The organism is Microbacterium altimontanum, from assembly GCF_058349865.2.
Genome location: NZ_JBYRJB020000004.1, coordinates 88,137 through 107,282 on the forward strand (window position 1 = coordinate 88,137; position 19,146 = coordinate 107,282).

General features: G+C 71.5%; 19 protein-coding genes. 13 read left to right on the forward strand and 6 right to left on the reverse strand.

Going from position 1 to position 19,146, the window contains the following annotated elements; all coding sequences use genetic code 11:
• The first annotated feature begins 9 nt into the window (after window positions 1–9).
• Together AC3RX1_RS07690 and AC3RX1_RS07695 are read left to right on the forward strand one after the other, a co-directional pair.
• On the forward strand, window positions 10–813 hold the full coding sequence (locus AC3RX1_RS07690; RefSeq protein ID WP_491500641.1) for an ABC transporter ATP-binding protein: 804 nt from the start codon (window positions 10–12) through the stop codon (window positions 811–813).
• Between the two features lie 62 nt (window positions 814–875).
• Window positions 876–1,130 (forward strand): type B 50S ribosomal protein L31, encoded by a 255-nt coding sequence (locus tag AC3RX1_RS07695; RefSeq protein WP_491500642.1) that lies wholly within the window; start codon window positions 876–878, stop codon window positions 1,128–1,130.
• A gap of 67 nt (window positions 1,131–1,197) precedes the next feature.
• On the opposite strand, the gene AC3RX1_RS07700 is transcribed toward AC3RX1_RS07695, so the two are convergent.
• Window positions 1,198–1,914: a 3'-5' exonuclease gene (locus tag AC3RX1_RS07700; RefSeq protein ID WP_491500643.1), complete on the reverse strand. Its 717-nt coding sequence runs from the start codon at window positions 1,912–1,914 to the stop codon at window positions 1,198–1,200.
• A 64-nt stretch (window positions 1,915–1,978) separates the two neighbouring features.
• On the opposite strand from AC3RX1_RS07700, the gene AC3RX1_RS07705 reads away from it, so the two are divergent.
• The gene (locus AC3RX1_RS07705; RefSeq protein WP_491500644.1) at window positions 1,979–2,860 is read left to right on the forward strand and encodes an alpha/beta fold hydrolase; all 882 of its coding nucleotides are present in this window, start codon (window positions 1,979–1,981) and stop codon (window positions 2,858–2,860) included.
• A 44-nt stretch (window positions 2,861–2,904) separates the two neighbouring features.
• On the opposite strand, the gene AC3RX1_RS07710 is transcribed toward AC3RX1_RS07705, so the two are convergent.
• Entirely contained in the window at window positions 2,905–3,378 is a 474-nt protein-coding gene (locus tag AC3RX1_RS07710; RefSeq protein ID WP_491500645.1) for an Lrp/AsnC family transcriptional regulator, read from the reverse strand.
• 164 nt (window positions 3,379–3,542) lie between these two features.
• On the opposite strand from AC3RX1_RS07710, the gene pdhA reads away from it, so the two are divergent.
• From pdhA to AC3RX1_RS07725, 3 genes are read left to right on the forward strand one after another with little or no spacing between them, the layout of a single operon-like run.
• On the forward strand, window positions 3,543–4,670 hold the full coding sequence (pdhA, locus tag AC3RX1_RS07715; protein WP_491500646.1) for a pyruvate dehydrogenase (acetyl-transferring) E1 component subunit alpha: 1,128 nt from the start codon (window positions 3,543–3,545) through the stop codon (window positions 4,668–4,670).
• Entirely contained in the window at window positions 4,667–5,677 is a 1,011-nt protein-coding gene (locus AC3RX1_RS07720; protein ID WP_491500647.1) for an alpha-ketoacid dehydrogenase subunit beta, read from the forward strand. The genes pdhA and AC3RX1_RS07720 overlap by 4 nt, the downstream gene beginning before the upstream one ends.
• Window positions 5,674–7,056: a dihydrolipoamide acetyltransferase family protein gene (locus tag AC3RX1_RS07725; protein ID WP_491500648.1), complete on the forward strand. Its 1,383-nt coding sequence runs from the start codon at window positions 5,674–5,676 to the stop codon at window positions 7,054–7,056. Before AC3RX1_RS07720 ends, AC3RX1_RS07725 begins: the two co-directional genes overlap by 4 nt.
• A gap of 80 nt (window positions 7,057–7,136) precedes the next feature.
• On the opposite strand, the gene AC3RX1_RS07730 is transcribed toward AC3RX1_RS07725, so the two are convergent.
• Window positions 7,137–7,727, reverse strand: coding sequence for an SACE_7040 family transcriptional regulator (locus AC3RX1_RS07730; RefSeq protein ID WP_491500649.1), 591 nt, complete (start codon window positions 7,725–7,727; stop codon window positions 7,137–7,139).
• Window positions 7,728–7,790: 63 nt separating this feature from the next.
• On the opposite strand from AC3RX1_RS07730, the gene AC3RX1_RS07735 reads away from it, so the two are divergent.
• From AC3RX1_RS07735 to AC3RX1_RS07755, 5 genes are read left to right on the forward strand one after another with little or no spacing between them, the layout of a single operon-like run.
• Complete coding sequence (locus tag AC3RX1_RS07735; RefSeq protein WP_491500650.1) at window positions 7,791–9,353, forward strand: carboxyl transferase domain-containing protein; 1,563 nt, start codon at window positions 7,791–7,793, stop codon at window positions 9,351–9,353.
• Window positions 9,354–9,358: 5 nt separating this feature from the next.
• Window positions 9,359–11,386: an acetyl/propionyl/methylcrotonyl-CoA carboxylase subunit alpha gene (locus tag AC3RX1_RS07740; protein ID WP_491500651.1), complete on the forward strand. Its 2,028-nt coding sequence runs from the start codon at window positions 9,359–9,361 to the stop codon at window positions 11,384–11,386.
• Between the two features lie 7 nt (window positions 11,387–11,393).
• Window positions 11,394–12,554, forward strand: coding sequence for an acyl-CoA dehydrogenase family protein (locus AC3RX1_RS07745; protein WP_491500652.1), 1,161 nt, complete (start codon window positions 11,394–11,396; stop codon window positions 12,552–12,554).
• A 40-nt stretch (window positions 12,555–12,594) separates the two neighbouring features.
• Window positions 12,595–13,071, forward strand: coding sequence for a MaoC family dehydratase (locus tag AC3RX1_RS07750; protein WP_491500653.1), 477 nt, complete (start codon window positions 12,595–12,597; stop codon window positions 13,069–13,071).
• Complete coding sequence (locus AC3RX1_RS07755) at window positions 13,068–13,871, forward strand: HpcH/HpaI aldolase/citrate lyase family protein (RefSeq protein WP_491500654.1); 804 nt, start codon at window positions 13,068–13,070, stop codon at window positions 13,869–13,871. Before AC3RX1_RS07750 ends, AC3RX1_RS07755 begins: the two co-directional genes overlap by 4 nt.
• Window positions 13,872–13,931: 60 nt before the next feature.
• Here AC3RX1_RS07755 and AC3RX1_RS07760 read toward each other — a convergent pair whose 3' ends face one another.
• Window positions 13,932–14,543 carry a histidine phosphatase family protein gene (locus AC3RX1_RS07760; protein ID WP_491500655.1) on the reverse strand — a complete coding sequence of 204 codons (612 nt, stop codon included), beginning with the start codon at window positions 14,541–14,543 and terminating at the stop codon, window positions 13,932–13,934.
• Between the two features lie 46 nt (window positions 14,544–14,589).
• Window positions 14,590–15,405 (reverse strand): Sir2 family NAD-dependent protein deacetylase, encoded by an 816-nt coding sequence (locus AC3RX1_RS07765; RefSeq protein WP_491500656.1) that lies wholly within the window; start codon window positions 15,403–15,405, stop codon window positions 14,590–14,592.
• A 68-nt stretch (window positions 15,406–15,473) separates the two neighbouring features.
• On the opposite strand from AC3RX1_RS07765, the gene AC3RX1_RS07770 reads away from it, so the two are divergent.
• The gene (locus tag AC3RX1_RS07770; protein WP_491500657.1) at window positions 15,474–16,280 is read left to right on the forward strand and encodes a TrmH family RNA methyltransferase; all 807 of its coding nucleotides are present in this window, start codon (window positions 15,474–15,476) and stop codon (window positions 16,278–16,280) included.
• A 2-nt stretch (window positions 16,281–16,282) separates the two neighbouring features.
• On the opposite strand, the gene AC3RX1_RS07775 is transcribed toward AC3RX1_RS07770, so the two are convergent.
• Window positions 16,283–17,143, reverse strand: a complete 861-nt coding sequence (locus AC3RX1_RS07775) for an SGNH/GDSL hydrolase family protein (protein ID WP_491500658.1) — start codon at window positions 17,141–17,143, stop codon at window positions 16,283–16,285.
• Between the two features lie 124 nt (window positions 17,144–17,267).
• Between AC3RX1_RS07775 and AC3RX1_RS07780 the strand changes: the two genes are divergently transcribed.
• Window positions 17,268–19,079, forward strand: coding sequence for a DEAD/DEAH box helicase (locus AC3RX1_RS07780; protein WP_491500659.1), 1,812 nt, complete (start codon window positions 17,268–17,270; stop codon window positions 19,077–19,079).
• Window positions 19,080–19,146: the final 67 nt, after the last annotated feature.

A 19,146-nucleotide genomic window follows, 5' to 3' on the forward strand; every position in this document is an offset into this window, starting at 1 on the left:
CTGGACGGCATGCCCCAGGTCCTCGAGTACACGGACGTCGTCGTCCGGCGCAATCAACGGAACATCGTCGACGCCGTCGACTGGTCGGTGGACGACGACCAGCGCTGGGTCGTGCTCGGCGCGAACGGCGCCGGCAAGACGACGATCCTGCAGCTCGCCGCGACCCTCCTGCACCCGACGAGCGGCGACGTGACGGTGCTCGGCGAGCGGCTCGGCCGCACCGACGTCTTCGAGCTGCGCCCGCGCATCGGCTTCGCCTCCTCGGCGATGGCCCGGCGGGTGCCGCCGGAGGAGACCGTGCTGAACGTCGTCATGACGGCGGCGTACTCGGTGCTCGGCCGGTGGAACGAGGCGTACGAGGACATCGACGAGCGGCGCGCGCTGCGGGTGCTCGCCGAGTGGAAGCTCGATCACCTCGCCGATCGCACGTTCGGCACGCTGTCGGAGGGGGAGCAGAAGCGCGTGCAGATCGCTCGCGCCGTCATGACCGACCCCGAGCTGCTGCTGCTCGACGAGCCGAGCGCGAGCCTCGACCTCGGTGCCCGCGAAGAGCTGCTCGAGCTCCTCGGCGGCTACGCCCAGGCACCTACGACGCCCGCGATGGTCATGGTCACCCACCACGTGGAGGAGATCCCCGTGGGCTTCACCCATGTCCTGCTGCTGCGTGACGGCGCCGTGGTGGCCGCCGGCCCGCTGCGCGAGACCCTGACCGCCGAGACCCTCACGTCGACGTTCGGCATGCCGATCGCGTTGACCGAGGATGGCGGGCGGTACGCGGCCCGCGCCGCGTCGCACAGCACCTCTGACGACTGATAGAATCGATCTTTGGTGCCGCGGCACCGCAGATTTCCCTTCCGACTTCGCAAGGACATCCCATGCAGACTGACATCCACCCCGACTACCACGCCGTCGTGTTCCGCGACCTCGGCTCGGGCGAGACCTTCCTGACCCGTTCGACCGCGACCAGCGACAAGACGATGGAGCTGGACGGGGTCGAGTACCCCGTCATCGACGTCGAGATCTCCTCGGCCTCGCACCCCTTCTACACGGGCAAGCAGCGCATCATGGACTCGGCCGGCCGCGTCGAGAAGTTCAACCAGCGCTTCAAGGGCTTCGGCGGCGCCAAGTAATCGGCTCGCCCACCCCAGAAGGCCTCGCTTCGGCGGGGCCTTCTGGCATATCGGGAACGCGCGGGCGTCAGCGGATGGGCCAGCTGCCGTCGAGCCGCTCAGCGGGGTCGATCCGCCCGATGCGCACGAAGTACTCCGTGAGGCTCTCGGCCTGATCCCGCGCCCACCCGATCTGCTGCGTGTGAAGTTCGGCGGCGGTGAGCGGCAGCGCCCCGCAGAAGCGCTCCGCCAGCGCGAGTGCGACGCGGCCGGCGGCGATGGCGTCGGCCGACGCCTGGTGTGCACCGTCGAGCACCACGGCGTAGTGCGCGGCGACGGCGGTGAGCGTGCGCTTCCCCCGTCGGTAGCGGTCGCATGCCTTGTCGAGGACGAGAGGGTCGATCACCGGCGTCGGGCTCTCGATCGGGGCGACGCCGTGCCGCAGCCCCTCGTGCTTGAGCAGCGAGAAGTCGTACGGGGCGTTGTACGCGACGACCGGAATGCCGTCGTCGAACAAGGCGCGCAGAGCAGCGGTCACCTCGGCGACCACCTCCGGCGCGGAGCGCCCGTTCGCGCGGGCTTGTGCGGTGGAGATGCCGTGAACGGCGCTCGCGCCATCCGGGATCTCGACGCCCGGATCGGCGAGCCAGTCGCGCGCATGAAGCACCGTGCCGGTCGCATCGAGCACCCCGACGTGGGCAGTGACGATGCGGTCGCGGGTCACGTCGACGCCCGTCGTCTCGAGGTCGAACACCCCGACGCGTCGCGACCACTCCGGGGTGTCGAACAGCGAGAGGACGTCCATGCCGTTCACGGTATGCGACCCCGCCGACATTCCCCGGCGGCGCACCGGGAATAGACTCGGTCGGATGAGCGCCGAGAACCCGTACGCCGAACGCCTCGCCGCGATCCCGGTTCAGCGGCGGGAGGCGTCGGTGCTCGGCGGGACGACGGGGTACTGGGTCTACGGGCCGGACGACGCCGAGACCACGATCCTCGCCGTGCACGGCTTCCGTGGCGAGCACCACGGCCTCGAGCCCGTGGTCGCTCACCTGCCCGGCGTCCGCGTCGTCTCACCCGATCTGCCGGGTTTCGGCGAGACACCGCCGCTTCCCGGCCGCACGCACGATCTCGCCGCGTACGTCGACTGGCTCACCGCCTTCGCGGCCGCAGCGGCGCCCGGTGCCGTCGTCCTCGGCCACAGCTTCGGGTCGATCGTGGCCGCCGCGGCCGTCGCTCAGGGACTGGCGACCCCGAAGCTCATCCTGGTGAATCCGATCGGCGCACCGGCGCTCGAGGGGCCCCGGGGCATCCTCACCCGCCTCGCCGTCTTCTACTACTGGATGGGAGCGAAGCTGCCCCGCAGGCCGGGGGAGGCACTGCTGCGCAACCGCGTGATCGTGCGCGTCATGAGCGTCTCGATGGCGAAGACGCACGAACGGGCGCTGCGGCGCTTCGTGCACGATCAGCACGACACCTACTTCTCGCGCTTCGCCGACCGGGATGTGCTGCACGACGCGTTCGTGACGTCGGTGTCGCACGACGTCAGCGAATGGGCCGCCCAGATCGCGGTGCCGACGCTCCTGATCGTCGCGGAGCGCGACGACATCACGCCGATCGAGAAGGAGCGCGAGCTCGCGCGGATGTTCCCCGACGCGCGACTCGTGGAGATCCCGGCCGTGGGGCACCTCATCCACTACGAGACGCCGGCGCCGGCGGCGGAGGCCATCGAGCGATTCCTCCGGCACTGAGCCGACCGGGAGCACTGCGCTGCCCGGCCCTCCGCGGTGAGGCTTCAGAGGCTCTCGCCGGCGAGCTCCATCAGCGGGCGGACGCGGTAGCCGATCACCTCGCCCATCGCGAGCGAGGTCTCGGTGCGCTCCACGCCGTCGATCGCGAGGATGCGCGCATCCGTGTCGAACAGGTGCTGGGTGTCGCGGCACGCGACATGCACCAACAGGTCGATCTGTCCGCTCAGGCCGTGCGCCTGGAGCACCTCCGGGATGCGGTGCAGCTCGGCGGTGATGTACGGAAGGTCGGCCTGCCGCACCGTCACGCTGATGAACGCCTCGATCGGGAACCCGAGTGCGGTCGCCGAGATGGCCCGCTCGAACGACAGGAACACGCCCGACCGGTCAAGTCGCGCCATGCGCGCCTGCACCGTGTTGCGGCTCATCCCCAGCTTCTCGGCGAGGGCGACGACGGTCGCGCGCGGCTCGAGAGACAGAGTGGCCAGCAGTTCGAGGTCGACACTGTCGAGTTGGGCCATAGTGCGAAACACTAGCACGATGCAGGCGCGCAATTCTGCGCAACATGCTCAGATCGAGCTTCGATGCTTGAGCTAGGTGCAATATCGACGTAGCCTCACGGTATCCGGCGAAGACGCCGGCTCATCTACGCGCAAGCCTCACGAGGGCTTCGCGAGGAAGAGGGATGACGATGGTGCACACCCTGACCCCGGCGGCCGACCTGAAGACCGATGTCGACGACGTCGCGCGCATTCTGACGCCGACCGGCGAACGCCGCCCGAACAGCGATCTCGACCCGTGGATCGCCGACATCGACGCACCGGCGCTGCGCGCGCTGTATCGCGACATGGTGCTGCTGCGCCGCATCGACGCGGAGGGGATGGCGCTGCAGCGCCAGGGGCAGGTGGGGCTGTGGGCCCCCTGCCAGGGCCAGGAGGCCACCCAGATCGGCACCGCCCGCGCGCTGCGCGCCGACGACTTCGCGTTCCCGAGCTATCGCGAGACGGGTGTCGTCTACGCTCGCGGCGCCGATCCGACCGGATACATCCGCGCGTGGCGCGGCGAGGCGCATTCGAGCTACGACCCGCACGAGCTGGGTGCGGCCATCCCGCAGATCATCATCGGCGCCCAGACGCTGCACGCCGTCGGATACGCGATGGGCATCCAGCGTGACGGCACCGATCAGGCCGTCGCGACCTGGTTCGGCGACGGCGCGACCAGCCAGGGCGACGTGAGCGAGGCGATGGTGTTCGCCGCGTCGTACGAGGCTCCCGTCGTGTTCGTGTGCTCCAACAATCAGTGGGCCATCAGCGAGCCGGTGGGCGTGCAGGCGAAGGCCCCCATCGCGGGTCGTGCGCCCGGCTTCGGCATCCCGAGCATGCGCGTCGACGGCAACGACGTGCTCGCCGTGCTCGCCGCGATGCGATGGGCGCTCGACCATGCCCGGAGCGGCAAGGGACCGGCGTTCATCGAGGCGGTGACGTACCGGATGGGCCCGCACACGACGAGCGACGACCCCACGCGCTACCGCGACAAGGACGAGCTCGAGCACTGGCGGCGGCGCGACCCGATCGCCCGCGTCGAGGCGTACCTCCGCGCGCAGGACGCCTTCGACGACGAGTTCCAGGCGCAGGTCGCGGCAGACGCCGACGAGCTCGCGGCGGCGGTGCGCAGCACGGCGCTCGAGATGACGACGGCGCCGGCCATCAGCATCCTCGACAATGTCTACGCCGAACCGCACACCGGCCTCGAGGAGCAGAAGACCTGGTTCGGCGCGTACCTCGACGGGTTCGACGAGGAGGCGGCGCGATGACGCAGCTGACGATGGCGAAGGCCCTCAACGAGGGCCTTCGCCGCGCGATGCGCGACGACGACAAGGTCCTCATCATGGGGGAGGACATCGGCAAGCTCGGCGGCGTGTTCCGGATCACCGACGGCCTCCTCGACGAATACGGCAAGATGCGCGTGGTCGACACGCCGCTGGCCGAGTCGGGCATCATGGGCACCGCTGTCGGGCTCGCCTACCGCGGCTACCGGCCGGTGGTCGAGATCCAGTTCGACGGATTCGTCTACCCGGCGTTCGACCAGATCGTGTCGAACGTGGCGAAGCTCCACTACCGCTCGCAGGGCACCGTGAAGATGCCGATCACGATCCGCATCCCCTGGGCGGGCGGCGTCGGCGCTGCCGAGCACCACTCCGAGTCGCCGGAAGCGTACTTCGTGCACACCTCGGGGCTGCGGGTCGTCGCGGTCTCGAACCCGCAGGACGCCTACACCGTGCTGCGCCAGGCGATCGCATGCGACGACCCGGTCGTGTTCTTCGAGCCCAAGCGGCTGTACCACACGAAGGGCGAGGTCGACCTCGACCTCGATCTGGCGGATGCCGCGCCGATGGGCCTCGCCCGCACGGCGCGGGAGGGCGCCGACGTCACGCTGCTCACCTACGGCGCGCAGGTCGCGACGGCGATGGATGCGGCGACCGCCGCCGAGGACGAGGGCATCTCGATCGAGGTCATCGACCTGCGGTCGCTGTCGCCGGTGGACTACAAGACCGTGACCGCGTCGGTGCGCAAGACCGGCCGCGTCGTCGTCACGCACGAGGCCGCCCGCGAGGCCGGACTCGGCGCCGAGCTGATCGCGAGTGTGACGGAGCGCTGCTTCAACTACCTCGAGTCCGCTCCGGTGCGCGTCACCGGCTGGGACATCCCGTACCCGCCGGCCAAGCTGGAGAAGAACCACGTGCCCGACCTCGACCGCATCCTCGACGCGGTCGACCGCGTGCTCGACCGGCCGAACAGCCTGACCGGAGTGGAGCTGTGATGCAGGACTTCCGTCTGCCCGATCTCGGTGAAGGACTGCCCGACGCGGAGCTCGTCTCGTGGCTCGTCGCGGAGGGCGACACGGTGAGCCTCAACCAGAACATCGCAGAGGTCGAGACCGCCAAGGCCGTCATCGAGCTGCCTTCGCCGTTCGCCGGCACGGTGCAGAAGCTGCACCACGCCGCGGGAGACGTCGTCGAGGTGGGTGAGGTGCTCATCACCTTCGGCGACGGAGAGGGCGAGGCGCCCACCGCGCCGGCCGCGGAGTCGAAGCCCGCGGAGAGCGAGGACGAGGAGGAGAAGGCGACGCCGAACCTCGTCGGGTACGGAGCAGCACCGCGGCGTTCGGCCCGCCCGCAGCGCCGCGCGCGCGTCGCACGCGGCGCCGGCGACCGCGGCGCGAGCGAGACGGCGGTGCTCGAAGCGGCTCCGCACGATGCGATCGTCGAGCAGCCGCTGGAGCGGCCGCTCGAACGCCCCCGCTCGACGCCGCCGGTGCGCAAGCTTGCGAAGGACCTCGGCATCGATCTCGCGCTCGTCGAGGCATCCGGTGCCACCGGGCTCATCACCCGCGCCGACGTGGAGGCGTATGCCGAGCGCGTCGGGGTCGGCACGGCGCCGCACGAGGCGCCGGCCGCCGCATCCGCCCCCGCTTCGGCGCCGGCCCGGACGCGGGGCGAGCGCGAGACCCGCACGCCGATCCGCGGGGTGCGCAAGGCGACGGCGGATGCGATGGTGCGCAGCGCGTTCACCGCGCCGCACGTCACGACCTTCCAGACCGTCGACGTCACGGCGACGATGGAGCTCGTCGCGTCGCTGAAAGCCGACCGGTCGCTGGAGGGACACAGGATCGGCGTCATGGCCGTCGCCGCGAAGGCCGTGTGCCTGGCGCTCGGCCGAAACCCCAGCCTGAACGCGAAGTGGGACGCCGATGCGGGCGAGATCGTGGAGCACCACTACGTGAACCTCGGCGTCGCAGCGGCGACCGAGCGCGGACTGATCGTCCCGGTGGTCCCGGATGCCGATGCCATGACCCTCGTGGAGCTGGCCGACGCGATCGGAGAGCTCGCGCGCGTCGCGCGCTCCGGGAAGACGCCGCCCGCGGCGATGACCGGCGGCACCTTCTCGATCACGAACTTCGGCGTGTTCGGGGTCGAGGCCGGGACGCCGATCCTGAATCCGGGGGAGGCCGGCATCCTCGGCCTCGGCACCGTGGCGCGGCGGCCGTGGGAGCACGACGGTGAGATCGCGCTGCGCGACGTCATGACGCTCAGCCTGTCGTTCGACCACCGCCTCGTCGACGGCGCCGAAGGCTCGCGCTTCCTCGTCGATGTGGCGCGCGTGCTGGAGGAGCCGGGCCGGGCGATGCTGCTGCGCTGACGCGTCGTATTTTGGGGCGGGTCTCTGCGTTCGGGGCGTGTCTGTGCGGGTGGTCCTGCATGAACCCGCCCCGAATAGGGTCAGGCGCGCAGCGCGGCGGCCGCGAGCTGCTCGAGGGTGCTACGGACGGCGGCCTCGGGCGGCGCCGCGCGCAGGCCGCGCACGCTGTGCGGCGTGGAGTTGATCAGCCCGAACACGGCGTGCGCCCGCACCCGGAGGTCGGCGTCGGGACGCTCCGGATGGATGCCGCGGAGCACGCCGACCCACAGTTCGACGTACTCGCGCTGCAGCCGGCGGACGCGATGCCGATCGGCATCGGCGAGCGAGCCCAGATCGCGGTCCTGCACGCGGATGACGTCGGCGTCGGCGAGGGCGAAGTCGACGTGGAAGCGGATCAGCGCGTCGAGGGCGTCCGACGCGTCGGCCGCGGCATCCGTCACGGCCCGTCCACCGTCGCGCAGCCCTTCGCTGACGCCGACGAGGATCGCCCCCAGCAGCGCCTGCTTGCTCGCGAAGTGCCGGTAGACGGCGGGGCCGCTCACGCCGACCGCCGTGCCGATGTCTTCGAGGGTCACGCTCGCGAAGCCGCGCTCGGCGAACAGCCGCGACGCCTCTCGGACCAGTGCCGATCGGCGATCGGACTTCGCCCGCTCGCGCTGCGTGATTGCCATCTGAGTTAATCCTCGCTAACATCGGGATTCAGTTAATGAAGACTAACATCAGCCGGAGCTGCCATGACCGAACCCGTCACCCAGCGGGATCTTGCCGCGGAGCTGCACGAGCGCCTCGCCGTCGCGGCCCTCGGCGGCCCCCAGGCGTCGCGCGAGCGCCACCTCGGCCGGGGAAAGCTCCTTCCGCGCGACCGCGTGCGCCGTCTGCTCGACGAGGGGAGCCCGTTCATCGAGCTCGCGCCGCTGGCCGCCGACGGGCTCTACGACGGACAGGCGCCCGCCGCGGGCGTCATCGCCGGCATCGGACTCGTGCACGGCCGCCAGGTCATGGTGGTCTGCAACGACGCCACCGTCAAGGGCGGCACGTACTACCCGATGACGGTGAAGAAGCACCTCCGCGCGCAGGAGGTGGCCCTCGAGAACCGGCTGCCCTGCATCTACCTCGTCGACTCCGGCGGGGCGTTCCTCCCCAAGCAGGACGAGGTCTTCCCCGACCGCGACCACTTCGGCCGCATCTTCTTCAACCAGGCACGGCTGTCGGCCGAGCGCATCCCGCAGATCGCTGCGGTGCTCGGCTCGTGCACCGCCGGCGGCGCGTACGTTCCCGCGATGAGCGACGAGACCGTCATCGTGCGCGACCAGGGCACGATCTTCCTCGGCGGACCGCCCCTCGTGAAGGCGGCCATCGGCGAGGTCGTGACGGCCGAGGAGCTCGGCGGGGGAGAGCTGCACGCCCGCCGCTCCGGCGTCGTCGACCACCTCGCCGACGACGACGAGCACGCCCTCGAGATCGTCCGCGACATCGTCGCGACGCTGCCGCCGCCGGCCGATCCCGCCTGGGAGGTGATCGAGAGCCGCCCCGCGATCGGCGCGGCCGAGGACCTCTACGACGTCGTCCCCGTCGACGTGAACCAGCCGTACGACGTCCGCGAGGTGATCAGCCGCCTCGTCGACGCGGGCGAGACCCACGAGTTCAAGAAGGAGTACGGCACCACCCTCGTCACGGCGTTCGCCCACATCCACGGCCACCCGGTGGGGATCGTCGCCAACAACGGCGTGCTGTTCGGCGAATCCGCTCTCAAGGGCGCGCACTTCATCGAGCTGTGCGACCAGCGCGGCATCCCGCTGCTGTTCCTGCAGAACATCTCCGGCTTCATGGTGGGGAAGGATGCCGAGGCCGGCGGCATCGCCAAGGACGGCGCGAAGATGGTCACCGCCGTCGCGACCACCCGCGTCCCGAAGCTCACCGTCGTGATCGGCGGCTCGTTCGGGGCCGGCAACTACTCGATGTGCGGGCGTGCGTACTCGCCCCGGTTCCTCTGGACCTGGCCGGCGAGCCGCATCTCCGTGATGGGCGGCCCGCAGGCGGCATCCGTCCTCTCCACCGTGAAGCGCGATCAGCTCGAGGCGCGCGGCGAAGAGTGGTCGGCGCAGGAACAGGCCGAGTTCGAGGCGCCGGTGCGCGCCCAGTACGAACAGCAGGGAAGCCCGTACTACGCGACCGCGCGGCTCTGGGACGACGGCATCGTCGACCCCGCCGATACCCGCGACCTCCTCGGGCTCGCGCTCGACGTCGTCTCCCGTTCCCCCCTGCCCGAGCCGCGCTTCGGCGTCTTCCGGATGTGAGATCCATGACCTTCGACACCGTCCTCGTCGCCAACCGCGGCGAGATCGCCCGCCGGGTCATCCGCACCCTGCGCCGCCTCGGCATCCGCTCGGTCGCGGTCCACAGCGACGCCGACGCCACCGCCCCGCACGTCGCCGAAGCCGACGAGGCGGTGCGCATCGGGCCGGCCGCGGCATCCCTCTCCTACCTCGACATCGACGCGATCATCGGCGCGGCACGGCAGACCGGCGCGCAGGCGATCCACCCCGGGTACGGCTTCCTCTCGGAGAACGCCGCGTTCGGGCGCGCCTGCGCAGAGGCGGGCATCGTCTTCATCGGACCCGGGGCGAGGGCGCTCGAGGCGATGGCGGACAAGATCCGCGCCCGCGACCACGTCGCGGCCTCGGGGGTGCCCATCGTGCCGGGGTTCTCGGCGGCCGGGATGATCGACGACGAGATCGCCGCCGCAGCGTCCGAGGCGGGCTTTCCGCTGCTCATCAAGCCGTCCGCGGGCGGCGGAGGCAAGGGCATGCAGGAGGTGCACGACGCCTCCGAGATCCCGGATGCCGTGGCCACCGCCCGTCGTGTCGCGAAGGCCGCCTTCGGCGACGACACGCTGCTGTTCGAACGGCTCATCCAGAATCCCCGGCACATCGAGGTGCAGGTGCTCGGCGACACGCACGGCCGCGTCGTGCATCTCGGCGAGCGCGAGTGCACGCTGCAGCGACGTCACCAGAAGGTCATCGAGGAGGCGCCCTCGCCGATCATCGACGGCGCCACTCGCGCGCGCCTCGGCGAGGCTGCCTGCGCGGCCGCCGCATCCGTCGACTACACGGGTGCGGGAACGGTGGAGTTCATCGTCTCGGCCGACCGTCCCGACGAATTCTTCTTCATGGAGATGAACACCCGGCTGCAGGTCGAGCATCCCGTGACGGAACTCGTCACGGGCGTCGACCTCGTGGAGCAGCAGCTGCGCATCGCGGCCGGCGAGCCGCTCGAGATCGGCGAGGTCGCGCGCACCGGCCACGCGATCGAGGCGCGCGTCTATGCCGAGAGCCCGGCGCGCGGGTTCCTGCCTGCCACCGGTGATGTGCTGCTGTGGGAGCCGGCCCAGGGCGTGCGCACGGATGCGGCGGTGGAGACCGGAAGCGTCGTCACCGCCGACTACGACCCGATGATCGCGAAGGTCATCGCGTACGGTGACGACCGCGCCGACGCGATCGGCCGCCTCGACGCGGCGCTCGCCGACACGGTGCTGTTCGGCGTGGAGAGCAACATCGCGTTCCTGCGGACGCTCCTCGCCGACCCCGTCGTCCAGGCGGGGCAGATGGACACGGGGCTCATCGACCGGATGCCGCCGTTCGAAGACCCGGCCCCACCGGCCGATGCACTCGATGCCGCGGCCGCCGCAATGCCGCCGGCGGACCGGCGCGGCCACGCGTCGCCGCTGTGGCTCTCGGGTTCGGGATGGCGGATGAGCGGCGATCCCGCGCCGGCGCGCGCGTGGTTCGCCACGGCCGACGGTGGGGTCCTCTCGGCCTCGATCGTGCCGCCTTCGGCCCTTCGACTCGGCCGCGCTGCGCGCGCCCTCGCCCAGGGACCTATCGTCGATCAGCCTGCGCGCGCCCTCGCTCAGGGACCTGTCAACGATCAGCCCGCGGCCGGTGTTCAGGTCGCTGAGCGAGGGCCGCAGGCCCGAGTCGAAGCGCTGATCGACCGCGATGGAACCGTCTGGGTGCACGCGGACGGCGTCACGAGCGCCCTCGCCCCGCTGACCCGCCGACAGGCGATGGAGCGGCGGCTCGCGCAGCGCGAGCGCGCGGCGGGCGCGGCAGACCCGGATCTGCGGGCGCCGATGCCCGGCTCTGTCGTCGCCCTGCACGTCGCCGACGGGGCCACGGTCACCGCCGGCCAGAGACTCGTCTCCATCGAGGCGATGAAGATGGAGCATCCCGTCACCGCCCCGCACGACGGCGTGGCCCACATCCTCGCGGCGGTCGGCGACCAGGTCAGTCGCGATCAGGTCATCGCCCGCGTCACCCTCCCGGAATGAAGGACATATGGACAGCTACACCACCTACGACGTGAGCGACGACGAGCGCGAGCTCGCCGGTCTCGTCCGCAGCTTCGCCGACGACGTCATCGCCCCGATCGCCGCCGAGGCCGACCGCACTCACACCCTGCCACTCGACGTCGTCGCGCAGATGGGGGAGCTCGGGCTGTTCGGTCTGCCCTTCCCCGAGGAGTACGGCGGGCAGGGCGGCGACTACTTCGCGCTGTCTCTCGCGATCGAGGCCATCGGCCGGGTGGACCAGTCGCTCGCCATCACCCTCGAGGCGGGAGTGAGCCTGGGCGCCATGCCGGTCTTCCGGTTCGGCACCGAGGAGCAGAAGCAGGAGTACCTGCCCGACCTCCTTGCCGCGCGGGCGCTCGCCGGCTTCGGCCTCACCGAGCCCGAGGCCGGCTCCGACGCGGGCGCCACCCGCACGACGGCGCGGCTCGACGACGGCGAGTGGGTGATCAACGGCGCCAAGCAGTTCATCACCAACTCGGGCACCGACATCACGCGCTTCGTCACCGTCACCGCGGTGACCGGCGAGCGGGACGGCCGCAAGGAGATCTCGACGATCATCGTCCCGAACGGCACGCCCGGCTTCACGGTCGAGCCGGCCTACGACAAGGTCGGCTGGCGCGCATCCGACACGCATCCGCTCACCTTCGTCGACGCGCGCGTGCCGGAGGGGAACCTCCTCGGCGAGCGCGGCCGGGGGTTCGCGGGATTCCTGCACATCCTCGACGAGGGCCGCATCGCGATCGCCGCCCTCGCCACGGGGGCTGCGGAGGGATGCGTCGACGCCGCCGCCGAGTACGCGCGCTCACGCACCGTCTTCGGCGACGCGCTGTCGACCCGGCAAGCGATCCAGTTCAAGATCGCCCGCATGCACGCTCGTGTGCACGCGGCCCGGCTCGCCTGGCACCAGGCGGCGCGGCTGCGCGATGCCGGCCAGCCGTTCAAGACCGAGGCGGCGATCGCGAAGATGATCTCGAGCGAAGCGGCGATGGACAACGCCCGCGACGCGACGCAGATCTTCGGCGGCAACGGGTTCATGAACGAGTACGCGGTGTCGCGGCACTACCGCGACTCGAAGATCCTGGAGATCGGCGAGGGCACCACCGAGGTGCAGCTGCTGGTCATCGCCCGCGCGCTGGGCCTGGCATGACGGCAGGGGTACGGCGCCGTCGAACGAGTAGCGTGATGCCATGAGCGAGATCGTCCAGCGCGGCCTCTACTACGAGGAGTGCGAGCTCGGCGCGCGCTACCTGCACCGCCCGGGCCGCACGATCACCGACGCCGACAACGCGCTGTTCTCGTCCCTCACCATGAACACGCAGGCGCTGCATCTGGATGCCGCCTACTCGGCGACCCAGCCCTTCGGGCGGCCCCTGATGAACTCGATGTGGACGCTCGCGACGCTCGTCGGGATGTCGGTCGCGCAGATCACCCAGGGGACCCTCGTCGCGCAGCTCGGGCTCTCGGACATCGCGTTTCCGCACCCGCTGTTCGCCGGCGACACGCTCTACGGCGAGACCGAGATCGTCGCCAAGCGACTGTCGAAGTCGCGACCGGGGCAGGGCCTCGTCACGATGACGCACACGGGGCGCAACCAGGACGGGACCGTCGTCGCCACGGCGACCCGCGTCGCACTCATGTGGTGCCTGCCGGAGGATGCGGCATGAGCTTCACGATGGGCCCGGCGCTGCTGTTCTGCCCCGCCGACCGGCCGGAGCGGTACGCGAAGGCGGCACAGCGCGCCGACGCGGTGATCCTCGACCTCGAGGACGCGGTGTCGGCCGACGCGAAGGCCGCGGCCCGGGGTCACGTGATCGACTCGGAGCTCGACCCGGCCAGGACGATCGTGCGCATCAATCCGCTCGAGAGCGAGCATGCGGCATCCGATCTCTCGACGCTCTCGCAGACGGACTACCGCACCGTGATGGTGGCGAAGGCGGAGTCGGCGAAGCGGCTGCGCCGGCTCGACCCGCGGTTCACCGTGATCGCCCTGTGCGAGACGGCCCGCGGCGTCGCAAACGCCGAGAAGATCGCGGCGCTCGACAACGTCGCCGCGCTGATGTGGGGTGCCGAGGATCTCGTCGCATCGCTCGGTGGCACCGGCAGCCGCAAGAAGAACGGCCGCTACCGCGACATCGCCCGGTACGCCCGCTCGCGCGTCCTGCTCGCGGCCGGTGCGGAGGGAAAGGCGGCGATCGACGCCGTGCATCTCGACATCGCCGATGCGAAGGGCCTCGCCCGCGAGGCGGAGGATGCCGCCGCGAGCGGGTTCGCCGCCACGGCGTGCATCCACCCGTCGCAGGTCCAGCTCATCCGGTCGGCGTATCGCCCCGATCAGCGCACCGTGGACTGGGCGCGCGCCGTGCTCGCGGCCGCCGAGGGGGAGCGCGGGGTTTTCTCGTTCGAGGGCCGCATGGTCGACGAGCCCGTGCTGCGGCACGCCCGCGCGGTCCTCGCGCGCCGCTGAGGCATCCGTCCTCGACTCAGGCGAGGCGGCAGTCTGCACCGGGCCGACTGGCTCACGGCGTCAGACGACGGCCGGCGCTCCGCTGCGGTCGGCGTCGAGCAGCCGCAGGCGGTCACGCTCGAAGAGCAGCGTGTAGCCGCCGCCGTTCGGCAGGCGGGTGCCGGGAGCGGGCAGGTCGCCGTGGGTCGCGTGGCGGACCAGCTCGCGGATGAGCGCGCCGTGCGAGACGACGATGACGGATGCCGGCGCCGGCGCCGTGGCGCGACGCACGTCGTGCGCGACCCGGCGGATCGCGGAGACGGCGCGCCCGCGCAGCTGCGTGAGCGTCTCCGCTCCCGGGACCTCGTGGAGACGCTCCCGGCTGTGGCGCTGCGCGAACTCGGCGACCGTCATGCCCTCCGCCTCGCCGTACGCGTGCTCGCGCAGCTGCGGGTAGAGGTGCGGGGCATCGAGACCGAGCTCGGCGGCGATGATCTCTGCCGTCTCACGGGCCCGAGACAGGTCGCTCGCGACGATCGCGACCGGTCCGTCGAGCCGGGACCGCAGGTCGGCGGCGACCTCACGGGCCTGCCGGCGCCCGGTGTCGTTGAGGGGGATGTCGGTGCTGCCCTGGATGCGTCCGGCGAGGTTCCAGTCGGTCTCGCCGTGGCGGACGAGCATCAGGGTGGTCACGCCACGAGCCTAGCCGCGCTCGATCGGCGCTGGATGAGCGTGAGCGTCATCCGTCGATGAGGCGCCCGGCGACGGCGGCGAGCACATCGCTCGTACCGGCGTCGATCTTCACCGTGGCGCGCGCGTCGGCACGGGTCTCGCCGCGGTTCACGATCACGATCGGCAGGCCCCGGCGCTCCGCGCGCTGCACGAGGCGCATGCCCGAGTTCACCGCGAGCGACGAGCCGGCGACCAGGAGCGCTCCGGCGGCGGCGAGCAGCTGCTCGGCGCCGGCGAACCGCTGCCGCGGCACGAACTCGCCGAAGAAGACCACCTCAGGCTTCAGCATCCCCCCGCACACCGTGCAGCCCGGGATGACGAAGCCGTCCACCGAGTCGGGGCGCACGTCGCCGTCGGGGAGCAGGATCGCATCTTCGCTCGTCACGAGCCACGGGTTGTCCGCTTCGAGCCGGGCGGCGATGTCGCGCCGGTCGAACACCTGGCCGCAGTGCAGGCACAGGATGCGTCGCACGGTGCCGTGCAGCTCGACGACGCGGCCCGATCCGGCCTCCAGGTGCAGGCCGTCGACGTTCTGCGTGATCACCCCGGTCGCCACGCCCGCGCGCTCGAGCGCTGCCAGTGCCCGGTGCCCGTCGTTGGGGTGCGCGGCGGAGAAGCGCCGCCACCCCAGATGGCTGCCGACCCAGTAGCGCCTGCGCGCCTCCTCCGACGCGAGGAACTGCTGGACGGTCATCGGGGTGCGCACGGGAGCGCCCTCGCCGCGGTAGTCGGGAATGCCCGAATCCGTCGAGACGCCGGCGCCGGTCAGGACGGCGATCCGGTGGCCGTCGAGCACGCGGACGGCCGCGTCGATCGTGGTCATCCGCACCTCCCCGCGCCCAGGCTACGCCGGATTCGGCGCCCGTCGCGCGCCGGGGGCATCCTTGAGGGGTGCTCGTGATCCCGATCGACGACCCCGACGACCTGCGCCTGGCCGACTACCGCGGGCTCACCGACGTCGCGCTGCGTCGCGTTCTCGAGCCCGCCGGCGGGCTCTACATGGCCGAGTCGGCGAAGGTGCTCGCGCGAGCGCTCGACGCCGGGCACCGCCCCCGCTCGGTGCTCGTGCAGGACAAGTGGCTCGCCGACGCCGAGACGCTGCTGGCGGAGCATCCCGATGTGCCCGTGTACGTCGTCTCCGCGTCCGCCGCCGAGCAGGTGACCGGCTACGCGGTGCACCGCGGCGTGCTCGCGGCGATGCTCCGGCCCGCGCTGCCGTCCCCGGCGGACGTGCTGGCCGGCGCCCGGCGGGTGCTCGTGCTCGAGGACATCGTCGATCACACGAACGTCGGGGCGATGTTCCGCGGTGCCGCGGGGATCGGCGCCGACGCTGTGCTCATCGGTCCCCGCTGCGCCGACCCGCTGTACCGGCGCAGCGTGCGGGTGAGCATGGGCACGGTGTTCCAGGTGCCGTGGACCCGGCTCCCGGAGTGGCCCGCCGCAGGCGAGGTGCTGCATGCCGCCGGGTTCCACCTCGCCGCGCTCGCGCTCGCCGACGAGGCCGTGTCGCTCGACGACTTCGCCGCGCAGCCGCCGGAGCGCGTCGCCCTCATGCTCGGCGCCGAGGGCGACGGACTGAGCCGCCGGGCGCTTCAGGCGGCCGACACGATCGTGACGATCCCGATGCGCGGCGGAGTGGACTCGCTCAACGTGGCGGCCGCGGCGGCCGTCGCGATGTGGGCGCTGCGGGTGCCGTAGCGTCAGACCTGTTCGCCGCGGTGGGCCGCGGCATCCCTCCCGGGCGCGAGGGTCGTGACGGGCAGCGGCTCGGGGCGCTTCGCCGTCACGTTGTCGCCCGAGGACTGGTGACGCAGCCGCCGCAGCACCCACGGCACGAGGTACTCCCGCGCCCACACGAAGTCCTCGTTGCGCGCCGCGCGCCAGGTGCGCTGCGGCAGCGGGTCGGGCTGCATCGGGGCGAGGTCGTTGGGCACGTTCAGCGCGCGCAGCACCATGCGCGCGACCTCGTGATGGCCGAGCTCGTTGTAGTGCAGCCGGTCGTCGGTGAAGAACCGCGGGTCCTGCACCGTCTTCAGCGCCCACTGGTCGGCGATGATGCAGTCGAAGTCGTCCGCGATCGCGCGGATGTTCTCGTTGTAGATCGCCACCTTGCCGCGGATGGAGCGGAACACGGGCGTGAAGTTCGTGTCGATCCCGGTGAACACGACGACTGTCGCCCCGTCACGGGAGAGCCGGGCCACGGCATCCCGGAAGAGCTCCGCCACGACATCGGGGTCGCTGCCCGGCCGGATCACGTCGTTCCCGCCGGCCGAGAACGTGATGAGGTCGGGCTTGAGCGCGAGCGCCGGCTCGATCTGATCGTCGACGATCTGCCGGATGAGCTTTCCGCGCACGGCGAGGTTCGCGTACGCGAAGTCGTCGACCTGACGCGCCAGCACCTCGGCGACGCGGTCGGCCCAGCCGCGGAACGCGTCCGGGCGGGTGGGATCGGGGTCGCCCACGCCCTCCGTGAACGAGTCGCCCAGGGCGACGTACCGGCGCCATGGGTGGGCTCCGGCGTTGGGGACGTACGGACTGCGGCGATCGTCGGCAGCTGACATCGGCATCCTCCCGGTTCGTGACCGACAATCAGACTAGCTTTCCCACGGCTGCGCAGATCGACGTCCTCGGCCTCGCCTAAGGTGGAATGTCGTCGCGCACGCAGCGAGGAAGAAGGGGGAGCGGGTGGAGGAGCACGCCACACTGGGCAGCTTCGCCGCCGAGCACCTGTCGCCGACCTATCCGCAGCGCGCCCCGTGGGGCACGGCGCAGCGCCTGCGCGCCTGGCAGGCCGAGGCCCTCGATCTGTACTTCGGTCTCAACGGACCCGACGGCGTCGGCAAGGGCCCCCGCGACTTCCTCGCCGCCGCGACCCCCGGCGCCGGCAAGACGACCTTCGCCCTGCGGCTCGCGACCGAGCTGCTGCGGCGTGCCGTGGTCGATCGCATCGTGGTCGTCGCCCCGACCGAGCACCTGAAGACGCAGTGGGCGGATGCGGCGGCCCGCGTGGGCATCCGGCTGGATCCCGCGTTCAGCAACCGGCACTACGCGCCCTCGCGCCAATACCACGGGGTCGCGGTGACCTACGCGCAGGTCGCGGTGAAGTCCTCGGTGCACCAGCGGCTCGTCCTCGACAAGCGCACGCTCGTGATCCTCGACGAGGTGCACCACGGCGGCGACGCACTCAGCTGGGGCGACGCGCTGCGCGACGCATACCAGCGTGCGACGCGGCGGCTGCTCCTTTCCGGCACCCCGTTCCGCAGCGACACCGCGCCGATCCCCTTCGTCGAGTACTACCCGAACGAGCACGGCATCCGGCTGTCACGGACGGACTACAGCTACGGCTACCGGCGGGCGCTCGAGGACGGGGTCGTTCGCCCGGTGATCTTCATGGTGTACGCCGGGCAGATGCGCTGGCGCACGAAGACCGGCGACGAGATGGAGGCCCAGCTCGGGCAGGACAACACGAAGGACATCACGGCGCAGGCGTGGCGCACGGCACTCGACCCTGAGGGCGACTGGATCCCCGCAGTGCTGCGCAGCGCCGACCGGCGGCTCTCCGAGGTGCGCGAGCAGGTGCCCGACGCGGGCGGCCTCGTGATCGCGACCGACCAGACCGCTGCACGCGCCTATGCCGCGATCCTGCAGGAGATCAGCGGTGAGGCGCCCACCGTCGTGCTGTCCGACGAAGCCGAGGCGTCGAGCCGCATCGAGACGTTCTCGAAGGGCGATTCGCGCTGGATGGTCGCGGTCAGGATGGTGTCGGAGGGGGTGGACGTGCCCCGGCTCGCCGTCGGCGTCTACGCGACGAGCGCCTCCACTCCGCTGTTCTTCGCACAGGCGATCGGCCGCTTCGTGCGGGCGCGGCGCCGGGGGGAGACCGCGAGCGTCTTCCTCCCCAACGTGCCACCGCTGCTCGCCCTGGCGAACGAGCTGGAGCGGCAGCGCGATCACGCGCTCGACCGCGACTCGGACGGCGGCGACGAGTGGAACGCCGAAGAAGACCTCATGGACGCCGCGGAGCGGGAGGACAAGGCGTCCGACGCGCTCACCGAAGAGTTCGCCTACCAGGCGCTCGGATCGATGGCGCATTTCGACCGAGTGCTGTTCGACGGCAAGGAGTTCGGCGAGCTCGCTGTGCCGGGGACCCCGGAGGAGGAGGAGTTCCTCGGCCTGCCGGGCCTGCTCGAGCCGGAGCACGTGCATGAGCTGCTCATGCAGCGGCAGGCACGCCAGACGCGCCGCCGCAAGGAGCGCGAGACGCAGGCGGGTGCGAAGACGGAGGATGTCGCGCCGCAGGCGCTGCATCGCACGCTCAAGGAGCAGCGACAGCTGCTGAACAGTCTCGTCGGCCTGTACGCGCGTCAGTCGGGGGAGCCGCATGGCGCCGTGCACGCCGAGCTGCGCCGGGTCTGCGGCGGGCCGGCGGTCGCACAGGCGACGGTCGCGCAGCTGCAGAAGCGCATCGAGCTGCTGCGCCGACGCGTGCACTCCTAGGCCCGGCGCGGCTGCTTCGGAGCCCCGAAATGCTGGCAATCGCGCCCGGGGCGCCGGATGCGTCGGC